Here is a 24447-nt window from a genome sequence, read left to right as displayed (position 1 = left end):
CCTACAACAGATAACTGACCGGCTCGTTTCGAACCGGGTGCGAGAAAACGCCCATGCCGACGCCGAAGATCGACTGCAGCATGTCGGCCTGCATGATATCGGCTGGCGTGCCTTCAGCGGTGATGCGGCCACGGTTGAGCGCGATGATCGCATCGCAGTAGCGCGCCGCGAGGTTGATGTCGTGCAGCACTATGACGACGGTTAGCCCGCGCTCATGGCTGAGTTCTTGCACCAGCGACAACACGCTGGCCTGATGCGCAAGATCGAGCGCCGACGTCGGTTCGTCGAGCAGCAGGCAGCGGGCGTTCTGGGCAAGCATCATGGCGATCCAAGCGCGCTGGCGCTCGCCGCCAGACATGCTCGCGACGAGACGATCGGCAAAATCCTCAAGCTCAGTGCGGACGATTGCTTCTTCGACCATGTCGCGATCGGTGGCACTGAAGCGGCCGAGCGTGCCATGCCAGGGGAAGCGGCCGAGCGCCACCAGTTCCCGTACAGTCATGCCATCGGTTGCTGGCGTGAACTGCGGCATATAGGCGACATGGCGGGCGAACGCGCGACTGCCCCAGTCGGCGGCCGCCTTCCCGTCGAAAGATATGGAGCCGCTCTTCGGGGCGATCTGCCGGGCAACGATCTTCAGAAGGGTGCTTTTGCCGGAACCGTTTGGGCCGACGAGGCCATAGATACGGCCAGCCTCAAGTGTCAGATCGATACCGTCAAGTATCGGCCTGTTGCCTATCGCGTAATCGATCCCGGCAAGGTTCAGGAAGGGCGTGGACACGAGGAAACTCCGGCTTTGCTGCAAGGGTTCGGGAGGACCAGGCCTCCCGTTCATGCAGCTTCCTGAAAAACTAAACTCGATTTGTCAACTTACCATTTCTTGCTAAGCTTAAAAGTGACCGTGCGTGCGTCACCGTAACCGCAGACCGTCAGGCCCTGGCAGCCCGACACATACTCCTTGTCGAAGAGATTGGCGACGTTGAGCGATGCCGCCCAATTTTCCTTTTCGTAGCGGATGGCTGCATCAAACACGGTTGCAGCCGGCACCTTCTCGGTGTTGGCTTCGTCAGCCCAGGACCAGCCCTGATGCCGAACGCCGGCGCCGAAGCTCACCCCTTCCAGCGCGCCCGTCGTGACGAGATAGTCAATCCAGAGCGAAGCCTTGACTTTCGGCGTGATGTAAGGGGATTTGCCGACGAGAAGCGGGTTAGCTTCGTTTTCAAGCACTTCCATGTCGGTGTAGTCGAGCCCGGCAGTGACCTTCCAGTTGTCGTTGACGTTGACCTTGCTTTCGAGTTCGAAGCCGCGCGAACGCACCTTGCCGAGCTGACTCTGTTCGAAGGTGACCGGGTTCGTCACGGCATTGTTGCGCTTGTCGATCTGGAACACCGAGGCCGTAATCACGCCGTCGAAGAAAGTCGGCTCATACTTGACACCGCCTTCGATCTGATAACCTTCCTCAGGCTTGAGCGGGCCGGAAATGCCGGTGCCGATCAACGGGTTGAAGAAGCTTGCGACGCTGACATAGGGGGTCAGGCCATTGTCGAACTCGTAGGCGAGGCCGGCACGGCCGCTGGCTGCGCCATCATCGAAGCTGTAGCTCGTCCCGATCGCGGCATCGGAGTCGATATCGACATGGTCATAACGGCCATTCAATGTCAGCAGCCAGCCGTCGCCGAAATGGATCTGGTCCTGAGCGTAGATACCGATCTGCTTCATGGTGACGATGCCATCGGCGTAAACGAAATTGGCTCCTTGCGGCGTGCCGTAGACCGGATCGGTTGCGCTGATCGGGTTAGAGCCGCAGCAAGCCTGCCAATTGTCCAACCGGTAATATTTGTAGTCGATGCCGGCGAGCAGATTATGCGTTGCGCCGCCGAACTCGGCCTCGCCCTCGATGCGATTGTCGATACCGACGGAATCGACGCCGGACCGGCCTTCGAAGCCGATACGAGCCAGATCGTAATCCGGTGCTGTCGGCACGCCGCCGACATAGCCGTTGAGGTATGGGCCCTGCTCATGCTTGTCGAGCCGGCCATAACGGAAGTTCGAGGTGAATTTCACGCCGCTGTCGAATTCGTGCTCGAATTCATAGCCGATCATTTTCTGGACATAACTGCCGTCGTCGATATCGGGCTCGCCGTAGAAGGCGTCGCGCGGGATCTTGCCGAAGGGCGCGTCTACGACCGTGCCGACATATGGGAAGAAACCGTTGCCGGTATGGACCTGATCGAGGCCGGCGAGGTAACCCCAGACGGTAAAGCTCGTCGCATCGTCAGGTGCGATCTTCAGCTGCGGCATGATGAAGCCGCGGAAATCATGAGAGAAATCCGAGTAGTTGTCGCCGCCGGAGACCTTGCCGGTGATACGGTAGGTCATCGTATCGCTGGAACCAACCTTGTCGGATATGTCGAAACCGGTGAAGGCGTTGCCGTTACTGTTGATGCCGATATCGGCGTAATAAAGCGGCTCGTCGAGCGGGCGTTTGCGCACGAGATTGATGATGCCACCCGGATTGGCGCCACCGTAGAGAACCGAGGCCGGCCCCTTTAGAACCTCGACGCGCTCCAGCATGAACGGATCGATCTGGAAACCACCGAAGCCGTAGCTGAAGAGGTTCAGGTTGTCGAAGAAGACGCCGGTCTGTGGCGTTGAAGCCGCGGATATAGAACCAGTCCGTATCGGGATCATTGCCGAAAGGCTGGGTCGTGACGCCGGGCGTATAAAGCAGCGCCTCGTCGATCTTGTTGGTGATGCCGTGATCGTCCATTTCCTGCTTGCCGATAACGGAGACCGACTGCGGGATCTCGTTCAGCGGCGTATCGCTCTTGGAGCCTGTGGAGGAGGTTTTTGCGACATAGCCTTTGACGGGGCTGGTGGCGGTTTCATCGCCGGCGCCCTGGATGACGATCGGCGCCAACTGCGTCGGATTGGCATCCTGGGCAACGGCGGAAGAGATCGCCATGATGCCGGTGACAGCCGTTCCTGCCAATAGATATGTCCTGAAGGTGAGCCCTTTGGTCTGCGCTCGCATAGATTACCCCACTCGTGCCGCGGCTTTTCCAGCCGCGCAATGGCCTTGAATAAGTCGAGTGTTTAACTCAAATTTAATTGGGCGGATTGTCCTGATCGGGTGGAAATTGAACGTTCTTGGGCAATATTCTGCGCGGCGTGCAAAAGCTCAGGCGTGTTGCACTTACGCAATCTGCGCCTTTTTCCAGTTCGCCGGCGTGGTTCCCAGATTCTTGCGGAAGACACGAGTGAAATGGGCCTGATCGGCAAAGCCCGTTTCGACGGCAATGGTCGTCAGAGGATACTCGCTGCGCACGAGCAGATGTTTTGCGCGATCGAGGCGGAGATTGGTCTGATATTGATGCGGTGCCACGCCGGTCGAGGCCTTGAAGGCGTGGCTGAAATGCGATTGCGACAGGCCGGTGACCGATGCCAGTTCCTCAAGCCGGATGTTGCGCAGGCAGTTTTCCTCGATGAAATCGGTGGCACGGCGCAATTGCCAGCCGGCAAGCTTGCTGCGCTTGCGCGGCTGCACCTTGGTAAGCTTCAGCACATCGATGATGAGGGAGAGCGACAGGCCGTCGCCATAGAGATCATGCAGCGGCTGTGGATTGACGCATTCGGCGGCAATCAGCTGGGCGAGCGACAACAGCCGCTCGTCGGAAAACAGCAGTTGGGCATTGGCGAGGCGCTGCGGATCGAGATCATCGCCGAGCCTTCGGCTGATCGTCTCGACATCGAAATGGATATCGAGATGGCGCAGGGAATGCACATCCACCAGATCGGCCCAGACTTCCATATCGGCCGGCACATAGGAGATCGGCCGCTTTTCAGTGTCCTGGACCGTGCCGTGGGCGCGTGGCGAGAGCTTTACCTGCGAATTGCCCGGCCCGCGCTTTTCAAGGAGGATGAAAAGCCGCGGGTCGCGCGATACGTAGTAGCCGCCGGAATGGGGAGCACAGTCCACATCCCAGACATCCGCCACGATGCCGTTCCACACCCGGCGATTGACGCCTTTGGTGACGGAAAAGCCGTGAATCCTGTTTTGCATGCGCGGTTGAAACGTCATTTCCACTTCTGTCTCCGGCCGGACGGCCGAAATAAACCTTCGTAATAAACTCAAGTTTAATACAGGAGGCGGAGTGGGATGACAATCACCCAGTTCATGCGGGTGGAAATGCCGGTATCAGACGACGGAGAAGGTCAACCTTGCGCTGTCGCCGAAGCGGATGTCGATCTCGCCGGGTTCGGTGAGTTCGACGGCGCCACTGAGCGTGCCGGTGGTGACAAGCGCGCCCGATTTCAGTGAACCTTCCGGGCGCAGCGGGTCGTTGGCGTAGTCGACCAGCCAGGTCACGACGTCGCCCTTCGGATGTTTGGCTAGGCCGTCATAGATCGTCTTGCTGCCTTGGGTGACCTTCAGCGGTGTGCTTGCGGCGGTATCGATGAAACTCTTTGCGATGGAGGGGCCAAGCACATAACCGCTATTGCCGAGACGATCTGCGAGGAAGAGAAGGAAGGAGACAGCACCGCTTTCCCTGACCGCGCTGACCAGCAGTTCGGCGCCGAGATAGGCGGTGGAGATCGCCTCCAGCACTTCGGCGCGGCTATAGGGGGCACCCTTGCGGTAGGGCAGATCCTTGCCGAAGCGAACGGCAATTTCGGTTTCGAATTTCAGGCCCGGATACCAGGCAATGGTCGCACCGGAGGTGGCTTCGGCATAGGGATGGAGAGGTGCTGTAACCGGCTGGCCCTCGGGCGAGGACGTGACCTTCCAGGCGTTGCTCGCGATCCCTTCTTCAGCCTCCACGGCATTCTGGGTTTCCATCGCCTGGTTCAGATCAGCCGGCAGCGAAAAGGCGCTCGTCGGCTCCTGCTTTGCGGCCTGGCGCAAGCCGCGGAGTTTGGTGGCCAGTGCGCGCGGGTCGAATGAATCAGTCATGCTGTTTCCTCCATCAAATCGAGAGGTGCCACAGTAACGGCGCAGCCGACGTGGACAAGGCTAGTCTTGGAAAGACTGTTATTCCATCGCGGCGTACCAGCGCTCCCGGTAGGCGGGAAGGCCTGGAATTGCCTGGGGCGAGAAGTGTTTTTCCACGCCGGATACCGGCTTGATGCCGGCAAGCAGGGCAGCGCCCTGACTGGTGCCGGTCGAGCCCGGCAGCGCCATCGTATCACGGCCGGTGATTGCGGCAATCAGCGACAGATAGGTCTCGTTCAATGCGAAAGGACCCTCGACGATGATTGGGCCTTTGGCGCCGATCAGCCCGAGACAGGCCTCCGTCATCAATGCGAGATAGAGGCAGGCAGCGGCATATTGTTCGTCGCGGCTCGCATTTTCCGCGTTGATCCAGCGGCTGACCTTGCCCGGAAAGGGACCGGAGCCGGATGCCACGTTCGGCAGCAGCATGATGCCCCTTTCGACGACATCCGCGATAGCAGCTTTTGCCTCAGCATCGCCAACCTTGCCGATCTCGGCCGACAGGATTTCGAATTCACGACCGCCCATGAAACGGGAGGAGGGCACGGCGCGGCCATAGGCATCGACATTGGCGAGCGCATCGCGCTTGGCGTCGAGATGGGCGAGATCCCCGCCGACGCCGAAATTGATGACCCAGGTCCCGGTCGAGACGACGGCAAAGGGCGCCTCGCGGCCGACGAGATGCGGCAGCAGTGACGCGTTGGAATCATGGATGCCGCAGTAGACCGGCACCGAGAGACCGATTTCTTCGGCAATGTCCGGCAGAACGGGACCGAGTGGATCAAAGGCTGAATGGATCGGCGCCATCCGGTCGCGAATGGCAAGCGCATCGACCAGCGAAGAGTAGGCACCGGTCTTCGGGTTCCAGAGGTCCGTGTGGCAGCCGAGCGAGGTTGCCTCGTTTGCCGCCACGCCGGTCAATCGTGCCGACCAATATTGCGCATAGGTGAGGATGGTTGCGACCTTGGCGAATTCTTCGGCAAAAGCCGCTTTCTGGTAATGGAGTTGTGCGCCGATATTCAGGCCCATTGAAAGACGGGGCGAGAAGGTTTCGGAGAAGGGCGGCCGCAACGCGTCATAGGCGTCGCGGATCTCCTGTGGATATTCATGCTCATAATCGATGACGGGCATCACAAGCTTGCCGTCCGCGCCGAGCAGGGCGGCGGCCGCGCCGTGCGTGGTGATCGAGATCGCATCGAAACCCGGCTCGCTCGCAAAGGCTTTCAGCGAGGCGAGAGCGAAGCTCCAGAGTGCTTCAATATCATAATGCGGATAAAGGCCGTCGCGGATGACCGTGTTCGGCTGCTTGCGGACGGCGATTTCTGAGCCCGTCGTGCTGTCGAGAACGACGACCTTGGCGTTCGTCTTGCCGATATCGAGAACGGCGATGCGGCGGTAATCGCTCATGGCATATGAAAAACAGTAACGAGGTCGCTCTGTACGGGCGAATTGTCGGGATTGGACGCCATGATATCAGCCATATGCGCCCACCATTTCTTCATGACGGGATGGTCCGGCAGGCTTGCCATCGTGTGATCCTGCGGCCGGGTCAGCACGCCGAAAAGCGTGTTGGTCTCGCGGTCGAGATGGATCGAATAGTCGCTGGCGCCGGACTGATGCAGCAGATCGACCAGTTCCGGCCAGATCTCGTCATGCCGCTTCCTGTATTCGGCCTCCATGCCAGGATTGAGCTTCATCTTGAAGGCGTGTTTTTCCAGGGTCATTTGGCGCTCATGGCTTTGATGCGGCGGGCGATGATCGGGATCGCGATGGTGATGATCAGGAGCAGGCCGATGAAGATCGACATGACGATGCCGGGTACGTTCAGGAGCCCCAGACCGAAAGTGACAAGGCCCATGACGAAGGCGGCGATAACGACGCCGCCGATCGTGCCGGAACCGCCGAGGATCGAGATGCCGCCGAGCACGACCATGGTGACGACTTCCAGCTCCCATCCTTGAGCGATCGACGGGCGCGTCGAGCCGAGGCGCGAGGTGAGGCAGACGGCGGCGATGCCGCTCATCACACCGGTCAGCAGGAAGAGGATGAATTTTACACGCTCGACCGGAATGCCGGAGAAGCGGGCGGCAAAGTCATTGTTGCCGATCGTATAGACCTGCCGGCCGAAATTCGTCGCATGCAGCAGGATGGCGAAAAGGATCGCCAGTACGATGAACAGAACGAATTCAAAAGAGAAAACCCAGACGACGTAACCCTGGCCGAAATAGGCGAAATCAGCCGGATATTTTCCATAGGCCTGGTCGCCGAGCACGATGTAGGAAATGCCGCGGAAGAGGCTCATCGTGCCGATGGTGACGACGATCGAGGGCAGTTTCAGCACGGAAACGAGCACACCGTTGAAGATGCCGCAGAGAAGGCCGGTGCCGATGCCGATCAGAACGAGGCCCGGTGTGCCGACGCCGGCCTGTGCCGCAGCACCCATGGCCGTGGAAGCAAGCGCGATGATCGCGGCAACCGACAGGTCGATTTCACCTGCGATGACGAGCAGCGCCATTGCAAAGGCGATCATCGCCTTTTCGGTGAAGTTGAAGGTCGCGTCAGAGAGGTTCCAGGCATCGAGAAAATAGGGCGAAGCTACGGAATTGAAGATGAAGATCAGGACGGCCACACCGAAGAGCAGCACTTCCCAGCTTGACATGACACGCTTGAAGGGTGTGCCGAGGCGATCGGGAATGACGCGCTTTTCGGGTGTTGACGAAACGGCGCTCATGCTGCGACCTCCGCTGCTGCGCGATCCCGCAGGATGATGCGGCCGCGATTGCGCTCGCGCCTTGCATTGAAGACGACGGCGAGAATGATGACGGTTCCTGAGATCGCCATCTGCGTGAAAGGCGAAATGCCGATGACGGGCAGGGCGTTCTTGATGACACCGAGGAAGAGCGCGCCGAGCACCGTGCCGGCAACCGAGCCGACACCGCCGGCAATCGAAATGCCGCCGATGACGCAGGCCGCGACGCTGTCGAGTTCGAAACCGTTGGCGATATCAACATAGGCGACCGCATAACGGGAAACCCAGAGATAGCTGGAAAGACCGGCGAGCGCGCCCGAGAGCACAAAGGCCAGGAATTTCGTCTTGCCCGTATCGATGCCGGCATAAATGGCGGCGGTCGGATTGCCGCCGGTTGCATAGGCCGAGCGGCCGAACGGGCTGTAGCGCAGGAGCATGTACATCAGCGCGACGATGATGATGGCGACCCAGCTCAGCACAGGCAAGCCGAGGATCGGCGTGCGAGGAACGGCAAGGAAGGTCGGCGTCATCTGATGCGCGTTCACCCAGGCGCCGCCCGAGAGCACAAAGGCCATGCCGCGATAGATGGTGAGGGTGCCGAGGGTAACGACAATCGGCGGTATTTCGAGCCGCCAGACGAGGAAACCGTTGATCGAGCCGAGGGTTGCGCCGATCACGACTGCCGCAAGGATGAGAACGATGAGCGGCAGTCCGGGAAAGGCCGCGTTCATCATCGCGATCGCCATGCCGGTTAAGGCGAGGTTGGCTGCGACCGAAAGGTCGATCGATTTCGTCAGGATCACCGTCATCTGGGCAAGCGCCAGGATGATGAGGATTGCCGTATCGTTGAAGATGCCGGCGAGATTATCCGGTGTGGCGAAATCGGCTGCGCGCGTCGAGAACACGGCAATCATCACCACGATGATGGCGAAGAGCAAGGTTTCGCGTTTTCTGATCAGTCTCATCATGCCCGTCACCTCATGCATTTCCGGTCGCCGCGCGCACCAGCGCTTCCGGCGAAAGCTGATCGCGTTCGAAGAACCCCGCCGACAGGCCTTCCTTCATGACGAGCACACGGTCCGACATGCCGATGATCTCGGGCAGTTCGGAAGAGATCATGATGATGGAGAGACCTTCTGCCGCAAGCTCGCTGATGAAGCCATGGACGGCAGCCTTCGAACCGATATCGATGCCCTTGGTCGGCTCATCGAGAATGATGACCTTCGGCATGGTGGCAAGCCATTTGCCGATGACGACCTTCTGCTGGTTGCCGCCCGAAAGTGTGCCGACCGGTACGGAAAGGGCAGCAGCGCGCAGGTCCAGCCGCTCGGCATATTTGCGGGCGAGCGCGAATTCCTCCGCGGCCTGCAGGAAGCCCTTGCGCGAGGTGCGCGTCAGCGACGGCAGCGTCATGTTCTGATAGATCGGCATCGGCAGGGCCAGGCCGTGCCGGCCGCGCTCTTCCGGCACGTAGACGATGCCTGCGCGGATGGCGTCATGCGGCGAGTTGATCGAAATTGAACGGCCTTCAAGTGTCAAACTGCCCGAGAGCGGCTTGGTGATGCCGAAGAGCGACTGGGCCAGCTCCGAACGCCCGGCGCCGATCAGCCCGTAGATACCGAGGATTTCGCCCTTGCGCAGCGTCAGGGAAATGTCACGGAATTCGGTGCGATGGCTGTATTTCTCGACTTCCAGGACCGGGCCGCCGATCGCCACATCGATTTTCGGGAACGCGTTCTCGACGTCACGGCCGACCATCATGCGGACGATTTCGTCCTGCGGTGTTTCCTTGAGCTTTCCGTGGCCGACGGCACGGCCGTCGCGGAAGACGACGTAATTGTCGGCGATCTCGTAGAGCTCGTCGAACTTGTGGCTGATGAAAAGGATTGCCTTGCCGCTTGCCTTCAACCCCTCGACGATGCGGAAGAGATCGTCGATTTCCTTGCGCGACAGCGCAGCCGTTGGCTCGTCCATGATGACGATCCGGGCCTCGATCGACAAAGCGCGAGCGATCGCCACGAGATGGCGCTGCGCAATCGAGAGGTCCTTCAGGCGGATCGTTGGATCGATATTGCTTTCAAGCGAGGTCAGCAGCGCCCGTGAGCGGCTGTTCATCTCGCTCCAGTCGATCGTACGCCAGCGGGTGCGCGGCGCGTGGCCGAGGAAGATATTTTCGGCGACCGACAGTTCGTCGAAGAGCACGGTCTCCTGGTGGATGGCGGTTACACCTGCATCGATCGCGGCCTGCGCGGTGGCAAAATGCACCGAGTTGCCGTCGACAATGATCTCGCCCTCATTGGGGCGATAGATACCGGTCAGGATCTTGACGAGCGTCGACTTGCCGGCGCCATTTTCGCCGATAAGTGCCGTCACCTTGCCGGGATAAAGCGCGATGCTGACATTATCGAGCGCCTTCACGCCCGGAAAGATCTGCGAGATGCCGCGCATTTCCAGAATGGCGGATGCGTCATCGGTTTTTTGATCCGCGACGGGGTGTTGAAGGGCAGGGGACATCAGCAAGCTTACCACCATCGAAAGAGAAGCCCGGCGGCAGAGCCGCCGGGTGTCCGTTCATGATCTCTGAAATCAGAAGACCTTGGAGAACTGGTCGATGTTCGAGGCATTGTAGACGAAGGGGTCGGCCATAGCGGCTTCGCCATTGTCGCCGATCTTGATCTTGCCCATGCGGCCGGCTTCGATTTCGCTGCCCGGCTTGCCGTCGGCATCACCCTTTGCAAGGTGATAGGCGATCTGCGTTGCAGAGTAGCCGAGATCGATCGGGTTCCAGATGGCGAATTCCTTCGTGGCACCCGACTTGATCGCTCCAGCCATTTCAGAGGGCAGGCCGAGACCGGTCACGTAGACCTTGCCGACCAGACCCTTGTCTTCGACAACCTTGGAGGCAGCGAGAACGCCGACCGTCGTCGGAGCGACGATGACCTTGACGTTCGGGTTGGACTTCAGGAGACCTTCGGCTTCACGATAGGACTTGTCCGAGAGGTCGTCGCCGTAGACGGTGGTGACGAGGTTCAGGCCCGGGAAGTCCTTGAGCTGCTTCTTCATCTGGTCGATCCAGATGTTCTGGTTGGTCGAGGTCGTCGTTGCAGACAGGATGGCGAAGTCACCCTTGCCGCCATCAAGATGATCCTTGGCGAGCGTCAGGCACATCTTGCCGATCAGCTCGTTCGAAGACGGGTTGAGCTGCAGGATGCGGCCTTCCGGAGCAACGCCGGAGTCCCAGGAAATAACCTTGATACCGCGCTGGGTAGCCTTCTTCAGCGCCGGAACGACGGCGTCGGGGTCATTCGCCGAGATCGCGATGGCATCGACGCCCTGAGCGATCAGCGAGTTGATCACTTCGATCTGGCCTTCGGCCGTCGTGCTCGTCGGGCCGGTGTAGATGACTTCCACGCCGCCGAGTTCCTTGGCTGCTTCCTGGGCACCCTTGTTGGCGGCGTCGAAGAAGCCGTTGCCGAGCGACTTTACGACGAGGCCGATCTTGATGTCCTTGGCGCTTGCGGCGCCAGCCATCATGGCGACGGCAAAAGCCACACCGATTGCAAGTGTCTTTGCAAGTTTCATGTCATGTCCTCCCACTAAGATTTAGACTTCCACACCTCGCCGACGCCTCATGCGACCGACGAGGAATCCTCCTTCACAGCCTGGGCCACCGCGCTTGCCACGACGAGCCGGACGCCGGCATTCTCGATCATGCGAGCCGCTTCCTCCGAGATGCCGTCATCGGTGATAACCACAGATACGCGGTCGAGCGGACAAAGAATGAGGCTCGACCGGCGATTGAATTTGCTTGAATCGACCATGACGATGAGTTCATCGGCCTGGTGCATCAGTTTCTGCTCGCTCTGGATGATGAGGGCATCCGCCTCCATGATGCCGAGCGGGCCGACGCCCTGGGCGCCGATGAACATGCGCCGCGCATAGAAATTGCGGATCGCATCATTGTCGAAGGGCGACAGGATCAGGCTCTGCTCGCGATAGATCGCGCCGCCCGGCACCGTCACACTGTTCTTGGAATGCTTCACCAGATGTTCGGCGATGGCGAAGGAATTGGTCATGACCTGCATGCGATGGCCGGCCATGTAATGCACCATCTGGAAGGTCGTCGTGCCGCCATTGATGATGATGGCGTCGCCCGCCTCACAGAGGTCGACGGCTGCGCGCGCGATTGAGCGCTTTTTATCGATGTTGACCGATTCTGAAACCCTGAACGGGCGTCCTGCAAGATTTCCAAGCTGCGGCGGGTGCACCGCCTCCGCGCCGCCACGAACGCGCCGGATCTTACCCTGCACGTGAAGAGCCGCAATGTCGCGCCTGATCGTCGCTTCAGAAGCGTCCGTCAGCTCGGAAATGTCCTGAATCGTAACGACGGACTTTTCCTGGACAGCGCTTAAGATAATGCGATGGCGTTCGCGTTCGTGCATTGGGCTCCTCCTCTTGTCATATTTATTTCGTATCCGTTAAAGCCTGTCAATCAGAAACGATCATAAATTTTCATATTGCGATGCAGCATAATCGAATTTGATCGTTTTCGATTGACAAGCGCCATTTTGATGCGCGATACCGTGAGCGAAAGGGCGTGCTTATCGCGGCGCCCGCAGGCCTATACACAAGCCTATATGGGAGGATGACATGGCGGCAAAGGTTCGACTTCTCGAGAACCGGTGGGATGATGCTTATGCGGCGGGCCTCGATGAGCCCGGCAAGCTTCTCTATCGCTCGAATCTGCTCGGCGCCGACAAGCGCATCACCAATTATGGTGGCGGCAACACGTCGGCCAAGGTCATGGAAACCGACCCGCTAAGCGGCGGCAAGGTTCAGGTTCTCTGGGTCAAGGGCTCGGGCGGCGATGTCGGCACGATCAAGCTCGACGGTTTCGCGACACTTTATCAGGACAAGCTGGAATCGCTGAAAGGCATCTACAAGGGCGTCGAAGACGAAGACCGCATGGTGGGCTTCCTGCCGCATTGCACTTTCAACCTCAATGCCCGCGCCGCTTCGATCGACACGCCGCTGCATGGTTTCGTGCCCTTTACGCATGTCGACCACATGCATCCGGACGCGATCATCGCCATCGCGGCCTCCAAAAACTCCAAGGAATTGACCAAGCAGATCTTCGGTGACGCGATCGGCTGGCTACCGTGGCGCCGCCCGGGCTTCCAACTCGGCCTCGACCTTGAAGCTTTCGTCAAGGCGAACCCCACCGCTAAGGGTGTCGTGCTCGAGAGCCACGGCCTCTTCACCTGGGCAAACGATGCCAAGGCCTGCTACGAACTGACGCTCGATATCATCAACAAGGCGATCGAATGGTTCGCCGGCCAGACCGAAGGCAAGACGATCTTCGGCGGTGCCGTCGTGCAGAGCCTGCCGGTAGCAGAGCGCCGCGCCATTGCAGCCCGCCTGATGCCGGAAATCCGCGGCCGTATCGGCAAGCAGGAGCGCAAGCTCGGACACTTCGATGATCAGGACGCCGTGCTTGAATTCGTCAATTCGAAGGACCTGCGCCCGCTTGGTGCGCTCGGCACCAGCTGCCCTGACCACTTCCTGCGTACCAAGATCCGCCCGCTGATCGTCGATCTCGATCCGGCAAAGCCTGATGTCGATGCCATCATCGCCGGCCTCGACAAGGCGCTTGAAGATTATCGCGCCGATTACGCGCGCTACTACAATGCCTGCAAGCACGCCAATTCGCCTGCCATGCGTGACGCCAATCCGGTCATCTTCCTGGTGCCGGGCGTCGGCATGCTGTCCTTTGCCCGGGACAAGGCGACGGCTCGTATCGCCAGCGAATTCTATGTCAACGCAATCAACGTGATGCGCGGTTCCTCGACGGTGTCAGAATATCAGGGCCTGCCGGAGCAGGAAGCCTTCGATATCGAATACTGGCTGCTTGAAGAAGCCAAGCTGCAGCGCATGCCGAAGCCGAAGAGCCTGGCAGGCAAGGTCGCCTTCGTGACCGGCGGCGCCGGCGGTATCGGCCGCGCCACGGCTGCTCGCCTCGTCGGCGAGGGCGCCTGCGTGGTGCTTGCCGATATCGATCAGGCCGCACTTGAATCGACTGAAGCCGAATTCGTGAAGAAGTACGGCGCGGATGCGGTGCGCACTCTGAAGCTCGACGTTACCAAGGAAGACGGAGTCATCTCTTCCTTCGCCGAATCCTGCGTCGAGTTCGGCGGCATCGATATCCTCGTTTCGAATGCCGGCATCGCGTCTTCGGCGCCGATCGAGACGACAGAGCTTTCGACGTGGAATCGCAATATCGACATTCTGGCGACCGGCTATTTCCTCGTTTCGCGCGAGGCTTTCCGTCTCTTCCGCCGTCAGGCGCTTGGCGGCAACGTCGTCTTCATTGCATCGAAGAATGGTCTTGCCGCTTCGCCGAATGCGGCGGCCTATTGCACGGCAAAGGCTGCCGAAATCCACCTTGCCCGTTGCCTGGCGCTCGAAGGCGCAGAGGCCGGCATCCGCGTCAACACAGTCAATCCGGATGCGGTGCTCCGCGGCTCGAAGATCTGGAGCGGCGAATGGCGTGAACAGCGCGCGGCTTCTTCGAAGATCGAAGTGGACGATCTCGAGGAACATTACCGCAAGCGTTCCATGCTGAAGCTCAACGTCTTCCCGGAAGACATCGCCGAAGCCGTCTACTTCCTGGCATCCGATCTTTCGGCCAAGTCGACCGGCAATATCATCAATGTCGATGCCGGCAATGTTCAAAGCTTCACGCGCTGATCGCGAGCGGCGGGCGTTGCCCGCCGCAACACAATCTCTGGGAGGAAGACATGGCTGAATTCAGGATTGCGCCGGATCTGGTCGCAACGGAAAACGACAAGCGCGCTGGCGCGCTGAAGGCTGACTACGAAGCGCTTGGCGCCACACTCGCCCGTCGCGGCGTCGATATCGAGGCGATCACCCGCAAGGTTTCGGAATTCACCGTGGCCGTGCCCTCCTGGGGCGTGGGCACCGGGGGCACGCGCTTTGCACGATTCCCGGGCACCGGCGAGCCGCGCTGTATCTTCGACAAGCTCGACGATTGCGCCGTCATCAACCAGCTAACGCAGGCAACGCCGACCGTTTCCCTGCATATTCCCTGGGACAAGACCGATGTTAAGGATCTGAAGGCGAAGGGCGATGCGCTCGGCCTCGGTTTCGACGCGATGAACTCCAACACCTTCTCCGATGCGCCCGGCCAGAAGCTGACCTATAAATATGGTTCGCTCAGCCACACGGATGCGGCGACCCGGCAACAGGCGATCGAACATAACATCGAATGCATCGAGATCGGCAAGGCGATCGGCTCCAAGGCGCTCACCGTCTGGATCGGCGACGGTTCCAACTTTCCCGGCCAGAGCAACTTCACCAAGGCGTTTGAGCGTTATCTCGCCTCGATGGCTGATATTTACAAGGCGCTGCCGGACGATTGGCGGCTCTTTTCCGAACACAAGATGTACGAGCCAGCCTTCTACTCGACGATCGTGCAGGATTGGGGCACCAACTATCTGATCGCCCAGACGCTCGGTCCCAAGGCCTATTGTCTTGTCGACCTCGGTCATCACGCACCGAACACCAATATCGAAATGATCGTCGCCCGTCTTATCCAGTTCGGCAAGCTCGGCGGCTTCCATTTCAATGACTCGAAATATGGTGACGACGATCTCGATGCTGGTTCGATCGAGCCCTATCGCCTGTTCCTCGTTTTCAACGAGCTCGTCGATGCCGAACAGCGCGGCGTCAACGATTTCCATCCGGCCCATATGATCGACCAGTCGCATAATGTGACGGATCCGATCGAAAGCCTGATCAACAGCGCCAACGAAATCCGCCGTGCCTATGCGCAGGCCCTGATCGTTGATCGCAAGGCGCTCGAAGGTTATCAGCAGGACAATGACGCGCTGATGGCGTCGGAAACGCTGAAGCGCGCCTACCGCGCCGATGTCGAGCCGATTTTGGCCGAAGCGCGCCGCCGTGCGGGCGGGGCGATCGACCCGATCGCTGCCTACCGCACCAGCGGCTACCGCAAAAAGGTAGCCGCTGAGCGTCCCGCCTCCGTCTCCGGCGGCGGTGGTATCATCTAATCGGTTGGAAGCCGTCCATCACGGCTTCCACTGTCCCGCGACCTGCCGGGTGGCGACGTTCAGCCGGTTCCAGACATTGATATTGGCAATTGCGATGACGAGGGCCGCAAGGCTCTTGCCATCGTAATGGCGCGTGCATTCCTCCCAGACCTCATCCGGCACCGGATCGGCTCGGTCGCTGAGGCGGGTGACGGCTTCGGCCAGTGCCAGTGCGGCGCGTTCGGCGTCGCTGTAGTAGGGGGCTTCGCGCCAGCCGGCCACGGCAAACAGCCGCTCATCAGTCTCGCCGTGCTTGCGGGCAATGCGCCAATGTCCATCGATGCAGACGCTGCAGCCGTTGATCTGGCTGGCGCGCAGATAGATGATCTCCAGAAATCCCGGCGCAAGGCCGACCGTAACCGGCAGTTTGCCGAGGGCATTCAGTGCCTGCATGGCGTCGGGGATGACGAGGGCTGGATTTCCCATTCTCTCTTGCATGTTCAGTCTCCTGATGACGTGTTCCGTTTGACGCAAAGCCGGGCAGTTGCCGGTTTCGTTCGTCATGGATTTGACGGACCAGGGGCAGAGAGTGTGACGAGGGCAGCGTAAAAAGATGAGACGCATGAGCATCTGCTACGTCAGGAATGAACGGCCATCGTCAAGGCCGTTTCGCCAGCAGCTCACAGGCTCTCAAACGCCGTGAAGTTCCAATCCCGGCTCCTGCGCCGGCGACAACGATATCAGGCTCAGAGGTGGTTGGCGGTGTGGCTCTAGCGGCCTCGTACCTGTGGCTATCCGCAATCGCTATCGTGTGCGGACTTTATATCGCAGGGCAACGGCGCCGTTGTCTTTCGTCTCGGCCGAAATGAGCGAGAGTTGTGTCTTGCCCGCCAATCCGCCTTCGAAGGTGACGATAGGCTGGCCGCCGCTACCGTCGAGAGCCGGCGCGACAAGCAGATAGAGTTCGTCGATAAGATCAGCGGCAAAGAAGGCTCCGTTAATCGCGGCTCCGCCTTCGAGCAGAAGTTTGCGGATGCCGAGTTCCTTCTCCAGCACATCGAGCGCTGCGGGCAGGTCGATATCTGCTGATGGCGAAACGATGTAGGAGATGCCGTCGGCAGCGAGTTCTGCGAGATGGGTGTCCGGCACGGTATTGCCGAGGATGACGACGATATGGTCGCCTTCAATATCTGCTCGCGTAAAATGCAGCTTGCCCGACGTGTCGAGTGCGATCGCGTAATTGTTTGCCTTGCGATCGGCAAAATGGTTCGGCCGTTCGACAGAGCCGGCAGATTGTGGCGCGTGCAGCTCTCCCTTCGCCATTTCGGCCATCGTCACGCGCCCGACAATCCAGGCGTCGCCCTGCAGCTCTTCATGGATCTGCTGATAGAGCGCCGACCATTCCTTGCGTCCGCCATCGGGGCTTTCGGTCCATTTGCTCGGATGCAGGCCACCGTCGAGCGACGACATCATCAGGCAGACAATTTCCGGCTTCATGGGAATTCCTTTCGGCTCTGCGGCAGGCACTCAGAACTTGATCGAAAGGTGGCCGCTGTCAGCAATGACAACGGTCGCATCGGCATAATGTTCGATCTCCGGATAACCTTTCAGCGAATGCTTGTGACCGGCGGCCGTGATGACCATGACATCGGCGCCGGCTGCCGCTCCTGCCTTTACGCCGGCTTCGACGTCTTCAAAGACCAGGCATTCATGCGTTGCAAAGCCGAGCTTCTCTGCGCCGAGGATATAGCATTGCGGATCGGGCTTGCCGACGGTCACATCTTCCGCCGTCACGATCGCCTGCGGCATCGGGAGGCCGGCTGCCTCGAGCCGTCGCTCAGCAAGGCGGCGCGGTGAAGAGGTGACGATCGTCCACCGGTTTGGCGGCAGCGAAGCCAAAAAATCGGCGGCACCCGGCAGCGCGATGACGCCTTCGACATCCTGGATTTCCTCTTCGGTGATCTGCGCAGCTTCTGCTTCTGCATCAACGCCGGGAAGGTTCAGCCGCCGGATCGTGTCGATACCTCGTGATCCGTGCATAATCGGCAGGAATTTTTCTACATCCAGCCCGTGCCGCTCCGCCCAGCGTCCCCAGACGCGCTCTGCTGACTCCGTCGAGCTCAGGATCGTGCCATCCATGTCGAACAGGAAGGCGGCATATTGTCTGGAACTATCAAATCGGGAGGACATCGGGAAACACCATTGGGAGGGATATACGCGCCATCAGCCAATGAAAAATGCGGCAGGTCAAGTCGCCAGTAGAATTTCATGGGCTTGATGTGATTCCGCTCCTGTCACATCGTCCCGCTTCCGTTCGTCATGGTCTTTGATGCAACAGGATAAGGAATGGATCGATGGACGAGAAAAGATGGCTGGCCGAGGAATTCGAGGCGAACCGTGGGCATCTGCGGGCCGTCGCCTTCCGCATGCTCGGCTCCCGGGCGGAGGCGGAGGATGCAGTGCAAGAGGCATGGTTGCGCCTGACAAGATCGGACAGAGGCAGTGTCGATAATCTCGGCGGCTGGTTGACGACAGTCGTGGCGCGCATTTGTCTCGACATGCTGCGCTCGCGCAAGACACGCCATGAAGAGCCGCTCGACCTGCCGGCGCATGGCGCGATTGTCGATATTGCCAGCAATCCGGAACGGGAGGCAGCCTTCGCCGATTCCGTCGGCATCGCCTTGCTCGTGGTCCTGCAAACGCTTTCGCCGGCTGAACGCGTCGCCTTCGTGCTGCACGACATGTTCGATCTCCCGTTCGAAGAAATTGCTGCAGTCATCGGGCGAAGTGCTGCCGCCACCCGGCAGCTTGCCAGCCGCGCCCGGCGCAGGGTGCAGGGGCAACCGGAAACGCCTGATGTCGACCTTACGCGCAAGCGGAGCATTGCCGAGGCTTTCCTCCTCGCCTCGCGCAACGGCGATCTGGCAGGGCTGATTGCAGTGCTCACGCCGGATGCGGTCTTCCGGCCGGATGCGGCTGCGATCCAGCTCGGGGATGTCACTCCGCTTCGCGGCGCGCAAGCCGTCGCCGAAAACTTCAAGGGACGGGCGACGTCAGCGAAAGCTGCACTTGTCGATGGCGAAATCGGTCTTGTTGTCTTCATCCACGGGCAGTTGCGCGTTGTGCTGGCGCTGGGCTTCGAGGGCGACAGGATCTCGACGGTCGATGCGATCGCCGATCCGGATCATCTGCGCGATATCGGCTATTCGATCTTCGAAGGCTGACGATCACATCGCTAAGTCTTTCCCACAAGGGGGCGAAGGCCGGTCGCCAGTCCCGAAAGCAGATCGAAAGAGGGCGATTCCGTCCATATAATAAATCGCCAATATCAAGCGGTTCGCGTTATTCCTTGATTTCTGTCAAGGCGAGGATTGTCGAATACGGCTACTTATTCGGCGCGGACCGGATCGAATCTGTCCCGTCGATATCATGCCTTTCCGGGTTTTCGCCCATCAAGATTTTTCACCTGTGGTTTGTGCTCCGGAGGAAACGTAGTGCTCATACGAGAGACCTTCCTGGCATGCTGTCTTTTCTTCCTGGGAGCAAGCATGGCCCCTGCCCAGGAAGCCAAGGCCTATCCGGATGACATGGCGGAGCGCGTTCAAGCCTGTACCCCGTGCCACGGTGTGGAAGGGAAGGGCACGAACGACCCCTATTTCCCGCGACTTGCGGGTAAGCCTGCGGGATATCTCCATAACCAGCTGGAAGCCTTCAAATCGGGCAGGCGCAAGTACCCGCCGATGAACTATCTGCTCGCCTATTTGACGGACGACTACCTGCGGCAGTTTGCCGAGTATTTCGCCGACCAGCGGCCGGCTCTGCCCGAAAAGTCCCCACCTGACGTCAGTCAGGCGGTGCTCGATCACGGGCATGCGCTTGTCACGCAGGGCGACCTCGACCGCTCGATTCCGGCCTGCGTCAGCTGTCACGGCGGTGCCCTGACGGGGCAGTCACCCGGGATCCCCGGACTTCTCGGATTGCGGGCCAGCTATATAAGCGCACAACTCGGCGGATGGCGCTACGGTACGCGAACGGCAATCGCGCCTGACTGCATGCAGCTTGTGGCCGGGCACCTTACGGAGGACGATGTGCGTGCCGTCGCCGCCTATCTCGCCAATCAGCCCCAGCCAGCAGATCCCGCGCCGTCTCCTGCCGGATCCTATTCTCTGCCTTTTGCATGCGGCAGCCAGCCGGAGGGCAATAAGCCATGAGCGCGCATCCGAGAATTTTGCCCGCCCTTGCCCTGTCGTCGATGGTGGCGTTCGTCGCGGCGCTTTCCCCGGTCGCAGCACAGTCCCCGCAGGACGCTTCCTCCGATGTGGTCAAAAAGGGGGAATATCTCGCGCGCGCCGGAGACTGCGTTGCATGCCATACGGCGCCCGACGGAAAGCTCTTTTCAGGCGGGCGCGCCATGCCGACGCCGTTCGGCACGCTTTATACATCGAACATCACGCCGGACGAGACGGGCATCGGCCGATGGTCTGCCGACGACTTCTACAACACGATGCATCATGGCCGTTATCCGGACGGGGGGCTGCTTTATCCCGCGATGCCGTTTGCCTCCTATACCAAGGTTACCCGCGAAGACAGTGATGCGATCTTCGCCTATCTGAAGACGATCACGCCGGTGCATCAACCGAACCGTCCGCATGAGCTCGACTTTCCCTATAACAACCGCTCTCTCATTCTCGGGTGGCGGACGCTGTTCTTCAAGGAAGGCGAGTTCACGCCGGATGCCAAACAGTCAGAGGAGTGGAACCGGGGGGCCTATCTGGTCGAAGGGCTCGGACATTGCGGCATGTGCCATACGCCGATCAACGCGCTTGGCGGAAGCCGTGAATCGGAAGCCTTCCAGGGCGGACTAATTCCGATGCAGGACTGGTATGCGCCATCGCTGACCTCCAACAAGGAGGCCGGGCTTGGCGACTGGTCGATCGAGGAGATCTCCGATCTCCTGCAGAAAGGTATCTCGACGCGGGGCGCTGTCTACGGCCCGATGGCGGAGGTGGTCTTCAATAGTCTCCAGTACATGACGGACGAAGACATCCGCGCCATGGCCGTCTACCTGAAGAGCATCGCGCAGGACCAACCCACACCGCCTCGCTCCTCCGTCAGGACGGAAGAGGCGAGTCTTCTGATCAGTCTCGGCAAATCAGTCTATGACAAGCAGTGCGCCAGCTGTCATGGCGCCCAGGGCGAAGGCCGACCGCCGCATTATCCGCTGCTCGCCGGCAATCAGTCGATCCAGATGGAATCGGCAGTCAACGGCATCCGCATGGTGCTCAATGGCGGCTATCCGCCTGCGACCGAAAAGAACCCCATGCCGCACGGCATGCCGCCCTTTGCGGTAACACTTTCGGACGACGAGGTGGCGGCCGTCGTCTCCTACATCCGGACCGCATGGGGTAATCGCGGCACGCCGGTCACTGCCGCCGAGGCGAACAAACTTCGTTCTGCTCCACTTCAATGAGGACGCCATGATCAATTCGGAAGATCCAGCAGACGCTCCTGACAACGCCTTGGTCGAACAGATCGTCGCCGAGGGACCACACGGCGCCCTTGCCGTAGCGGGGATAGCGACCGCGATCGTCGTCCTCATGTGGATACTTTTCTATCTGCTCGTGTTCGTGCCCAGGAGCGGCTGATGACCGATATGCATAATCAGGCAGCGGCAGTCTCGGAGCGTGTCGAACGGCGCTGGGCGACAGTTGCAGTCCTCATCATCGTCTTTCTCGCGGGAATGGCAGCTTTCGCAGGCATTCACAATGCAACGATGCCGCAGGCGACCGTCGAGACCATCGATCCCACGACGATCCATCTCGCAGGCGAATTCATCGAGTCCAATCTCGGGAGCGCTGTCGAGCCTGACGGCTCGGTGACGGTTCGGGCGATCGGCCAGCAATATTCCTTCTCGCCGCCCTGTATCGTCGTGCCGGCCGCGACGCCGATCACCTTCCGCGCCACCAGCGCCGACGTCGTGCACGGCTTCCTCATTCAGGGCACCAACATCAATACGATGCTCGTACCGGGTTACGTGTCGATCCAGAAGGCAAGCTTTGCAGCCCCCGGCGACCACCTGATGCCCTGCCAGGAGTTCTGCAGTGTCGGTCATGAGGGCATGTGGGCAAGGGTGAAGGTCGTGGACAAGCAACAGTTCCTCTCGGAAATGGCGGACAAGAGGAGGCTTTCCTGTGCTCCATAATCGCAGATTGATCCTTGCGCATTTCTGGCTCGCCTTTGCGGTTTTCGGATTGGCGCTGTTGCTCGGTGCCTGGCAGATGTATGTCCGCAGCCCGTTGTCTCCCTGGGTCAACAATCCGGAATGGTATTATCGCTCGCTGACGGCGCATGGCACTGTCATGGGTTATGTATTCCCGACCCTTGTGGCGATGGCCTTCGGTTATGCGATCAGCGAGTCTTCCCTGAAGCAGAACCTGGTTGGTGTGCGCTGGGCATGGGCAGGGTTCTGGCTGATTGCCGTCGGCTCCGTCATCGCGATGATTCCGGTAGCCCTGGGCATGGCTTCCGTTCTTTATACATTCTATCCGCCGCTGATCGGCAATCCGTTCTACTATATCGGCGTCGTGATGGTCGTCGTCGGTTCCTGGATCTGGGTGGCATTGATGTCCGTCAATCTGGGCATCTGGAAAAAGGCCAATCCGGGCGCTCCGGTCCCGCTGGCGATGTTTGCCAATGTCGCAGGCTCCTATCTTTGGGGCTGGACTGCGGTCGGTGCGGCGCTCGAACTTCTGCTGCAGATCATTCCCGTAGCGTTGGGCTTCAAGTCGACGATCGATGCAGGTCTTGCTCGCGTGTTCTTCTCGTGGACATTGCACGCCATCGTCTACTTCTGGCTGATGCCGACCTATATCGCCTATTACACGATCGTGCCGCGGTCGATCGGCGGGCGGATCTACAGCGATACGATGGCGCGGATTTCCTTCATCCTGTTCCTGGTCGTCGCAATGCCGATCGGCATCCACCACGCGTTTGCCGATCCGCAGGTCGGCGCAGGCTTCAAGTTCATCCACTCCGCTTTCACCGCGCTCGTTGCGCTTCCGACACTCTTGACCGTCTTTACCATCTGCGCGTCGATAGAGATCGCCGCCCGCGCGCGCGGCGGCCGTGGCATGTTCGGCTGGCTGAAGGTCCTGCCGTGGCGCAACCCCATGATGCTGGCTGTGACATTCTCCTTCATCATGCTCGGTTTCGGCGGGGCGGGCGGGCTCATCAACATGAGCTACCAGCTCGACGCGTCGATCCACAATACGCAGTGGATAACAGGGCACTTCCACCTCATCTTCGGCGGCGCCATCGTCATCATGTATTTTGCGATCGCCTATGATCTCTGGCCCCATTTGACCGGTCGACAGATCGTCAGCCTCGGGCTCGTCAGGCTGCAGCTCTGGCTCTGGTTCATCGGGATGATCGTGACGACATTTCCCTGGCACTATGTCGGCATTCTCGGCATGCCACGTCGAATGTCTTTCTTCGACTATACCGATCCGGCGCTCGCCAACGAGGCCCTATCGGTCGTGTTCTCTGTCTTCGGCGGGTTCATTCTTGTCGCGGCGGGAATTCTCTTCATTGCCATTCTGGTCCGCACGCAGTTTTCGGTGCGGCAAGAGCCCGAGGAATATCGCTTCGCGGTCGCCGTCCATCCGCTGACCAGGGTGCCCGCTGCGCTCAACAGCTACGGTCTCTGGATCGCTCTGATGATCGGGCTGACCATTACGAATTACGGATATCCAATCCTTCAGCTCGCCGTGCGTGACGATACATCTGTGCCCGCAGTCTATGTGGGAGAACGATGATGCCTCGCGAAAAGATGATCAGCTTCCGCAATCGCTGGACGGTCACGAGCGTGACCGTCACCGCGGGCATCTTTGTCGTAGCAGCAGGTTTGGGCTTTGTGCTGCTGCCGCGCCTGGAGGCAGGAGGTCAGGTAGCGGGCATCTGGGATTCCATCTGTCGGGCCGCGGGATTGCCGCGGCCGGGAACGCCTTCCGAAACGATCACGCCGGATTATAAGACATCCCTGGTCAAGATCGCGACGGCGGTGCCGAGAAAGCGGGACGAAGAGGCGATCGGGCGGGGCGCTACACTGGCCCAGCAATGCGCGATCTGTCACGGCCCCACGGGCGTCAGTCGTGCCGACTCTCCCAACCTTGCGGGACAATACGCAAGCGTCGTCTACAAGCAGCTTCGTGACTTCAAGGACGGTGTGCGTGTCAACGCCGTCATGAGTCCGTTTGCCGTGAAGCTGACCGAGCAGGACATGCAGGATCTGGCGGCCTATTATTCCTACCTGCCGCGCCTTCCAGGCTTTCATCCGTCAGGCAGCAATCCTGTGCCGCGGATCGTCGCGAGCGGCGCGCCGACGCGCGGCATTGCGCCTTGCGGTTCTTGCCATGGCAGCATCGAGAACAAGCTCGGCAGCCCTTGGCTCGAGGGTCAGTCGGAACTGTATCTGAAGACCCAGCTTCTGGCCTTTATATCCGGCTCACGGCAGAACGACATCAGCAGCCAGATGCGCAATGTCGCTCGCGCTATGACGCCGGAGGAAATCGACCAGGCAGCCCAATACTATGCCAATAAGGAGCCACTGGCGGCCGAATGACCCGTCCGATGGCGGC

Annotated in this window: 22 protein-coding genes and 1 pseudogene; 9 read left to right on the top strand and 14 right to left on the bottom strand. The window is 60.0% G+C overall.

What is annotated here, in order from left to right; genetic code table 11:
• Window position 1: 1 nt before the first annotated feature.
• The 11 genes and pseudogenes from FHT93_RS28035 to FHT93_RS27985 form a co-directional block, all read right to left on the bottom strand.
• Window positions 2–781, bottom strand: coding sequence for an ATP-binding cassette domain-containing protein (locus tag FHT93_RS28035; RefSeq protein WP_113014428.1), 780 nt, complete (start codon window positions 779–781; stop codon window positions 2–4).
• Between the two features lie 89 nt (window positions 782–870).
• Window positions 871–3034, bottom strand: a pseudogene (locus tag FHT93_RS28030) (TonB-dependent siderophore receptor).
• Between the two features lie 162 nt (window positions 3035–3196).
• A complete protein-coding gene (locus FHT93_RS28025; protein ID WP_029616355.1) occupies window positions 3197–4081 on the bottom strand; it encodes a helix-turn-helix domain-containing protein in 885 nt (294 codons plus the stop codon).
• 117 nt (window positions 4082–4198) lie between these two features.
• Window positions 4199–4954, bottom strand: coding sequence for a fumarylacetoacetate hydrolase family protein (locus FHT93_RS28020; protein ID WP_183850519.1), 756 nt, complete (start codon window positions 4952–4954; stop codon window positions 4199–4201).
• A gap of 78 nt (window positions 4955–5032) precedes the next feature.
• Window positions 5033–6400 (bottom strand): FGGY-family carbohydrate kinase, encoded by a 1368-nt coding sequence (locus tag FHT93_RS28015; RefSeq protein WP_183850512.1) that lies wholly within the window; start codon window positions 6398–6400, stop codon window positions 5033–5035.
• A complete protein-coding gene (rhaM, locus tag FHT93_RS28010; RefSeq protein WP_018114476.1) occupies window positions 6397–6717 on the bottom strand; it encodes an L-rhamnose mutarotase in 321 nt (106 codons plus the stop codon). Before rhaM ends, FHT93_RS28015 begins: the two co-directional genes overlap by 4 nt.
• Window positions 6714–7724, bottom strand: a complete 1011-nt coding sequence (locus FHT93_RS28005) for an ABC transporter permease (protein WP_018114477.1) — start codon at window positions 7722–7724, stop codon at window positions 6714–6716. The genes rhaM and FHT93_RS28005 overlap by 4 nt, the downstream gene beginning before the upstream one ends.
• Window positions 7721–8710, bottom strand: a complete 990-nt coding sequence (locus FHT93_RS28000; RefSeq protein WP_183850510.1) for an ABC transporter permease — start codon at window positions 8708–8710, stop codon at window positions 7721–7723. The genes FHT93_RS28005 and FHT93_RS28000 overlap by 4 nt, the downstream gene beginning before the upstream one ends.
• Before the next feature lie 10 nt (window positions 8711–8720).
• Complete coding sequence (locus tag FHT93_RS27995) at window positions 8721–10256, bottom strand: sugar ABC transporter ATP-binding protein (protein ID WP_112969179.1); 1536 nt, start codon at window positions 10254–10256, stop codon at window positions 8721–8723.
• 72 nt (window positions 10257–10328) lie between these two features.
• Complete coding sequence (rhaS, locus tag FHT93_RS27990) at window positions 10329–11324, bottom strand: rhamnose ABC transporter substrate-binding protein (RefSeq protein ID WP_007825786.1); 996 nt, start codon at window positions 11322–11324, stop codon at window positions 10329–10331.
• Window positions 11325–11371: 47 nt separating this feature from the next.
• Window positions 11372–12184: a DeoR/GlpR family DNA-binding transcription regulator gene (locus FHT93_RS27985; protein ID WP_018114481.1), complete on the bottom strand. Its 813-nt coding sequence runs from the start codon at window positions 12182–12184 to the stop codon at window positions 11372–11374.
• Between the two features lie 208 nt (window positions 12185–12392).
• On the opposite strand from FHT93_RS27985, the gene FHT93_RS27980 reads away from it, so the two are divergent.
• Window positions 12393–14489, top strand: a complete 2097-nt coding sequence (locus tag FHT93_RS27980) for a bifunctional rhamnulose-1-phosphate aldolase/short-chain dehydrogenase (RefSeq protein WP_018114482.1) — start codon at window positions 12393–12395, stop codon at window positions 14487–14489.
• Window positions 14490–14539: 50 nt separating this feature from the next.
• Window positions 14540–15832, top strand: a complete 1293-nt coding sequence (rhaI, locus tag FHT93_RS27975; protein WP_183850508.1) for an L-rhamnose catabolism isomerase — start codon at window positions 14540–14542, stop codon at window positions 15830–15832.
• An 18-nt stretch (window positions 15833–15850) separates the two neighbouring features.
• On the opposite strand, the gene FHT93_RS27970 is transcribed toward rhaI, so the two are convergent.
• From FHT93_RS27970 to FHT93_RS27960, 3 genes are all read right to left on the bottom strand, one after another.
• The gene (locus FHT93_RS27970) at window positions 15851–16309 is read right to left on the bottom strand and encodes a carboxymuconolactone decarboxylase family protein (RefSeq protein WP_112546258.1); all 459 of its coding nucleotides are present in this window, start codon (window positions 16307–16309) and stop codon (window positions 15851–15853) included.
• A 306-nt stretch (window positions 16310–16615) separates the two neighbouring features.
• Entirely contained in the window at window positions 16616–17308 is a 693-nt protein-coding gene (locus FHT93_RS27965; protein ID WP_112546259.1) for a RibD family protein, read from the bottom strand.
• A 30-nt stretch (window positions 17309–17338) separates the two neighbouring features.
• Window positions 17339–18001, bottom strand: coding sequence for an HAD-IA family hydrolase (locus FHT93_RS27960; RefSeq protein WP_183850506.1), 663 nt, complete (start codon window positions 17999–18001; stop codon window positions 17339–17341).
• Between the two features lie 164 nt (window positions 18002–18165).
• Between FHT93_RS27960 and FHT93_RS27955 the strand changes: the two genes are divergently transcribed.
• The 7 genes from FHT93_RS27955 to FHT93_RS27925 all read left to right on the top strand — a co-directional run bounded on the left by FHT93_RS27955 (window position 18166) and on the right by FHT93_RS27925 (window position 24431).
• Window positions 18166–19035, top strand: a complete 870-nt coding sequence (locus FHT93_RS27955) for a sigma-70 family RNA polymerase sigma factor (RefSeq protein ID WP_112546261.1) — start codon at window positions 18166–18168, stop codon at window positions 19033–19035.
• A 324-nt stretch (window positions 19036–19359) separates the two neighbouring features.
• Complete coding sequence (locus FHT93_RS27950; protein ID WP_112546262.1) at window positions 19360–20022, top strand: c-type cytochrome; 663 nt, start codon at window positions 19360–19362, stop codon at window positions 20020–20022.
• Complete coding sequence (locus FHT93_RS27945) at window positions 20019–21281, top strand: cytochrome c (protein ID WP_113208372.1); 1263 nt, start codon at window positions 20019–20021, stop codon at window positions 21279–21281. Before FHT93_RS27950 ends, FHT93_RS27945 begins: the two co-directional genes overlap by 4 nt.
• 7 nt (window positions 21282–21288) lie before the next feature.
• Complete coding sequence (locus tag FHT93_RS27940; RefSeq protein ID WP_183850504.1) at window positions 21289–21456, top strand: hypothetical protein; 168 nt, start codon at window positions 21289–21291, stop codon at window positions 21454–21456.
• Window positions 21456–22013, top strand: coding sequence for a cytochrome C oxidase subunit II (locus FHT93_RS27935; protein ID WP_112546264.1), 558 nt, complete (start codon window positions 21456–21458; stop codon window positions 22011–22013). Before FHT93_RS27940 ends, FHT93_RS27935 begins: the two co-directional genes overlap by 1 nt.
• Window positions 22003–23625 carry a b(o/a)3-type cytochrome-c oxidase subunit 1 gene (locus FHT93_RS27930; RefSeq protein ID WP_183850502.1) on the top strand — a complete coding sequence of 541 codons (1623 nt, stop codon included), beginning with the start codon at window positions 22003–22005 and terminating at the stop codon, window positions 23623–23625. Before FHT93_RS27935 ends, FHT93_RS27930 begins: the two co-directional genes overlap by 11 nt.
• Window positions 23625–24431 carry a c-type cytochrome gene (locus FHT93_RS27925; protein WP_112546266.1) on the top strand — a complete coding sequence of 269 codons (807 nt, stop codon included), beginning with the start codon at window positions 23625–23627 and terminating at the stop codon, window positions 24429–24431. Before FHT93_RS27930 ends, FHT93_RS27925 begins: the two co-directional genes overlap by 1 nt.
• The last annotated feature ends 16 nt before the right edge of the window (window positions 24432–24447 follow it).

The sequence above is a fragment of the Rhizobium sp. BK379 genome, from assembly GCF_014193955.1.
In the GTDB taxonomy this organism is placed as follows: Bacteria; Pseudomonadota; Alphaproteobacteria; order Rhizobiales; family Rhizobiaceae; genus Rhizobium.
This window is presented reverse-complemented; position numbering and strand designations above follow the sequence as displayed.

What these genes read in the sequence shown, in the direction of transcription:
- FHT93_RS28025 (WP_029616355.1), bottom strand. Translation starts at nt 4,081, where the DNA reads ATGACGTTTCAACCGCGCATGCAAAACAGGATTCACGGCTTTTCCGTC.
- FHT93_RS28020 (WP_183850519.1), bottom strand. Translation starts at nt 4,954, where the DNA reads ATGACTGATTCATTCGACCCGCGCGCACTGGCCACCAAACTCCGCGGC.
- FHT93_RS28015 (WP_183850512.1), bottom strand. Translation starts at nt 6,400, where the DNA reads ATGAGCGATTACCGCCGCATCGCCGTTCTCGATATCGGCAAGACGAAC.
- rhaM (WP_018114476.1), bottom strand. Translation starts at nt 6,717, where the DNA reads ATGACCCTGGAAAAACACGCCTTCAAGATGAAGCTCAATCCTGGCATG.
- FHT93_RS28005 (WP_018114477.1), bottom strand. Translation starts at nt 7,724, where the DNA reads ATGAGCGCCGTTTCGTCAACACCCGAAAAGCGCGTCATTCCCGATCGC.
- FHT93_RS28000 (WP_183850510.1), bottom strand. Translation starts at nt 8,710, where the DNA reads ATGATGAGACTGATCAGAAAACGCGAAACCTTGCTCTTCGCCATCATC.
- FHT93_RS27995 (WP_112969179.1), bottom strand. Translation starts at nt 10,256, where the DNA reads ATGTCCCCTGCCCTTCAACACCCCGTCGCGGATCAAAAAACCGATGAC.
- rhaS (WP_007825786.1), bottom strand. Translation starts at nt 11,324, where the DNA reads ATGAAACTTGCAAAGACACTTGCAATCGGTGTGGCTTTTGCCGTCGCC.
- FHT93_RS27985 (WP_018114481.1), bottom strand. Translation starts at nt 12,184, where the DNA reads ATGCACGAACGCGAACGCCATCGCATTATCTTAAGCGCTGTCCAGGAA.
- FHT93_RS27980 (WP_018114482.1), top strand. Translation starts at nt 12,393, where the DNA reads ATGGCGGCAAAGGTTCGACTTCTCGAGAACCGGTGGGATGATGCTTAT.
- rhaI (WP_183850508.1), top strand. Translation starts at nt 14,540, where the DNA reads ATGGCTGAATTCAGGATTGCGCCGGATCTGGTCGCAACGGAAAACGAC.
- FHT93_RS27970 (WP_112546258.1), bottom strand. Translation starts at nt 16,309, where the DNA reads ATGCAAGAGAGAATGGGAAATCCAGCCCTCGTCATCCCCGACGCCATG.
- FHT93_RS27965 (WP_112546259.1), bottom strand. Translation starts at nt 17,308, where the DNA reads ATGAAGCCGGAAATTGTCTGCCTGATGATGTCGTCGCTCGACGGTGGC.
- FHT93_RS27960 (WP_183850506.1), bottom strand. Translation starts at nt 18,001, where the DNA reads ATGTCCTCCCGATTTGATAGTTCCAGACAATATGCCGCCTTCCTGTTC.
- FHT93_RS27955 (WP_112546261.1), top strand. Translation starts at nt 18,166, where the DNA reads ATGGACGAGAAAAGATGGCTGGCCGAGGAATTCGAGGCGAACCGTGGG.
- FHT93_RS27950 (WP_112546262.1), top strand. Translation starts at nt 19,360, where the DNA reads ATGGCCCCTGCCCAGGAAGCCAAGGCCTATCCGGATGACATGGCGGAG.
- FHT93_RS27945 (WP_113208372.1), top strand. Translation starts at nt 20,019, where the DNA reads ATGAGCGCGCATCCGAGAATTTTGCCCGCCCTTGCCCTGTCGTCGATG.
- FHT93_RS27940 (WP_183850504.1), top strand. Translation starts at nt 21,289, where the DNA reads ATGATCAATTCGGAAGATCCAGCAGACGCTCCTGACAACGCCTTGGTC.
- FHT93_RS27935 (WP_112546264.1), top strand. Translation starts at nt 21,456, where the DNA reads ATGACCGATATGCATAATCAGGCAGCGGCAGTCTCGGAGCGTGTCGAA.
- FHT93_RS27925 (WP_112546266.1), top strand. Translation starts at nt 23,625, where the DNA reads ATGCCTCGCGAAAAGATGATCAGCTTCCGCAATCGCTGGACGGTCACG.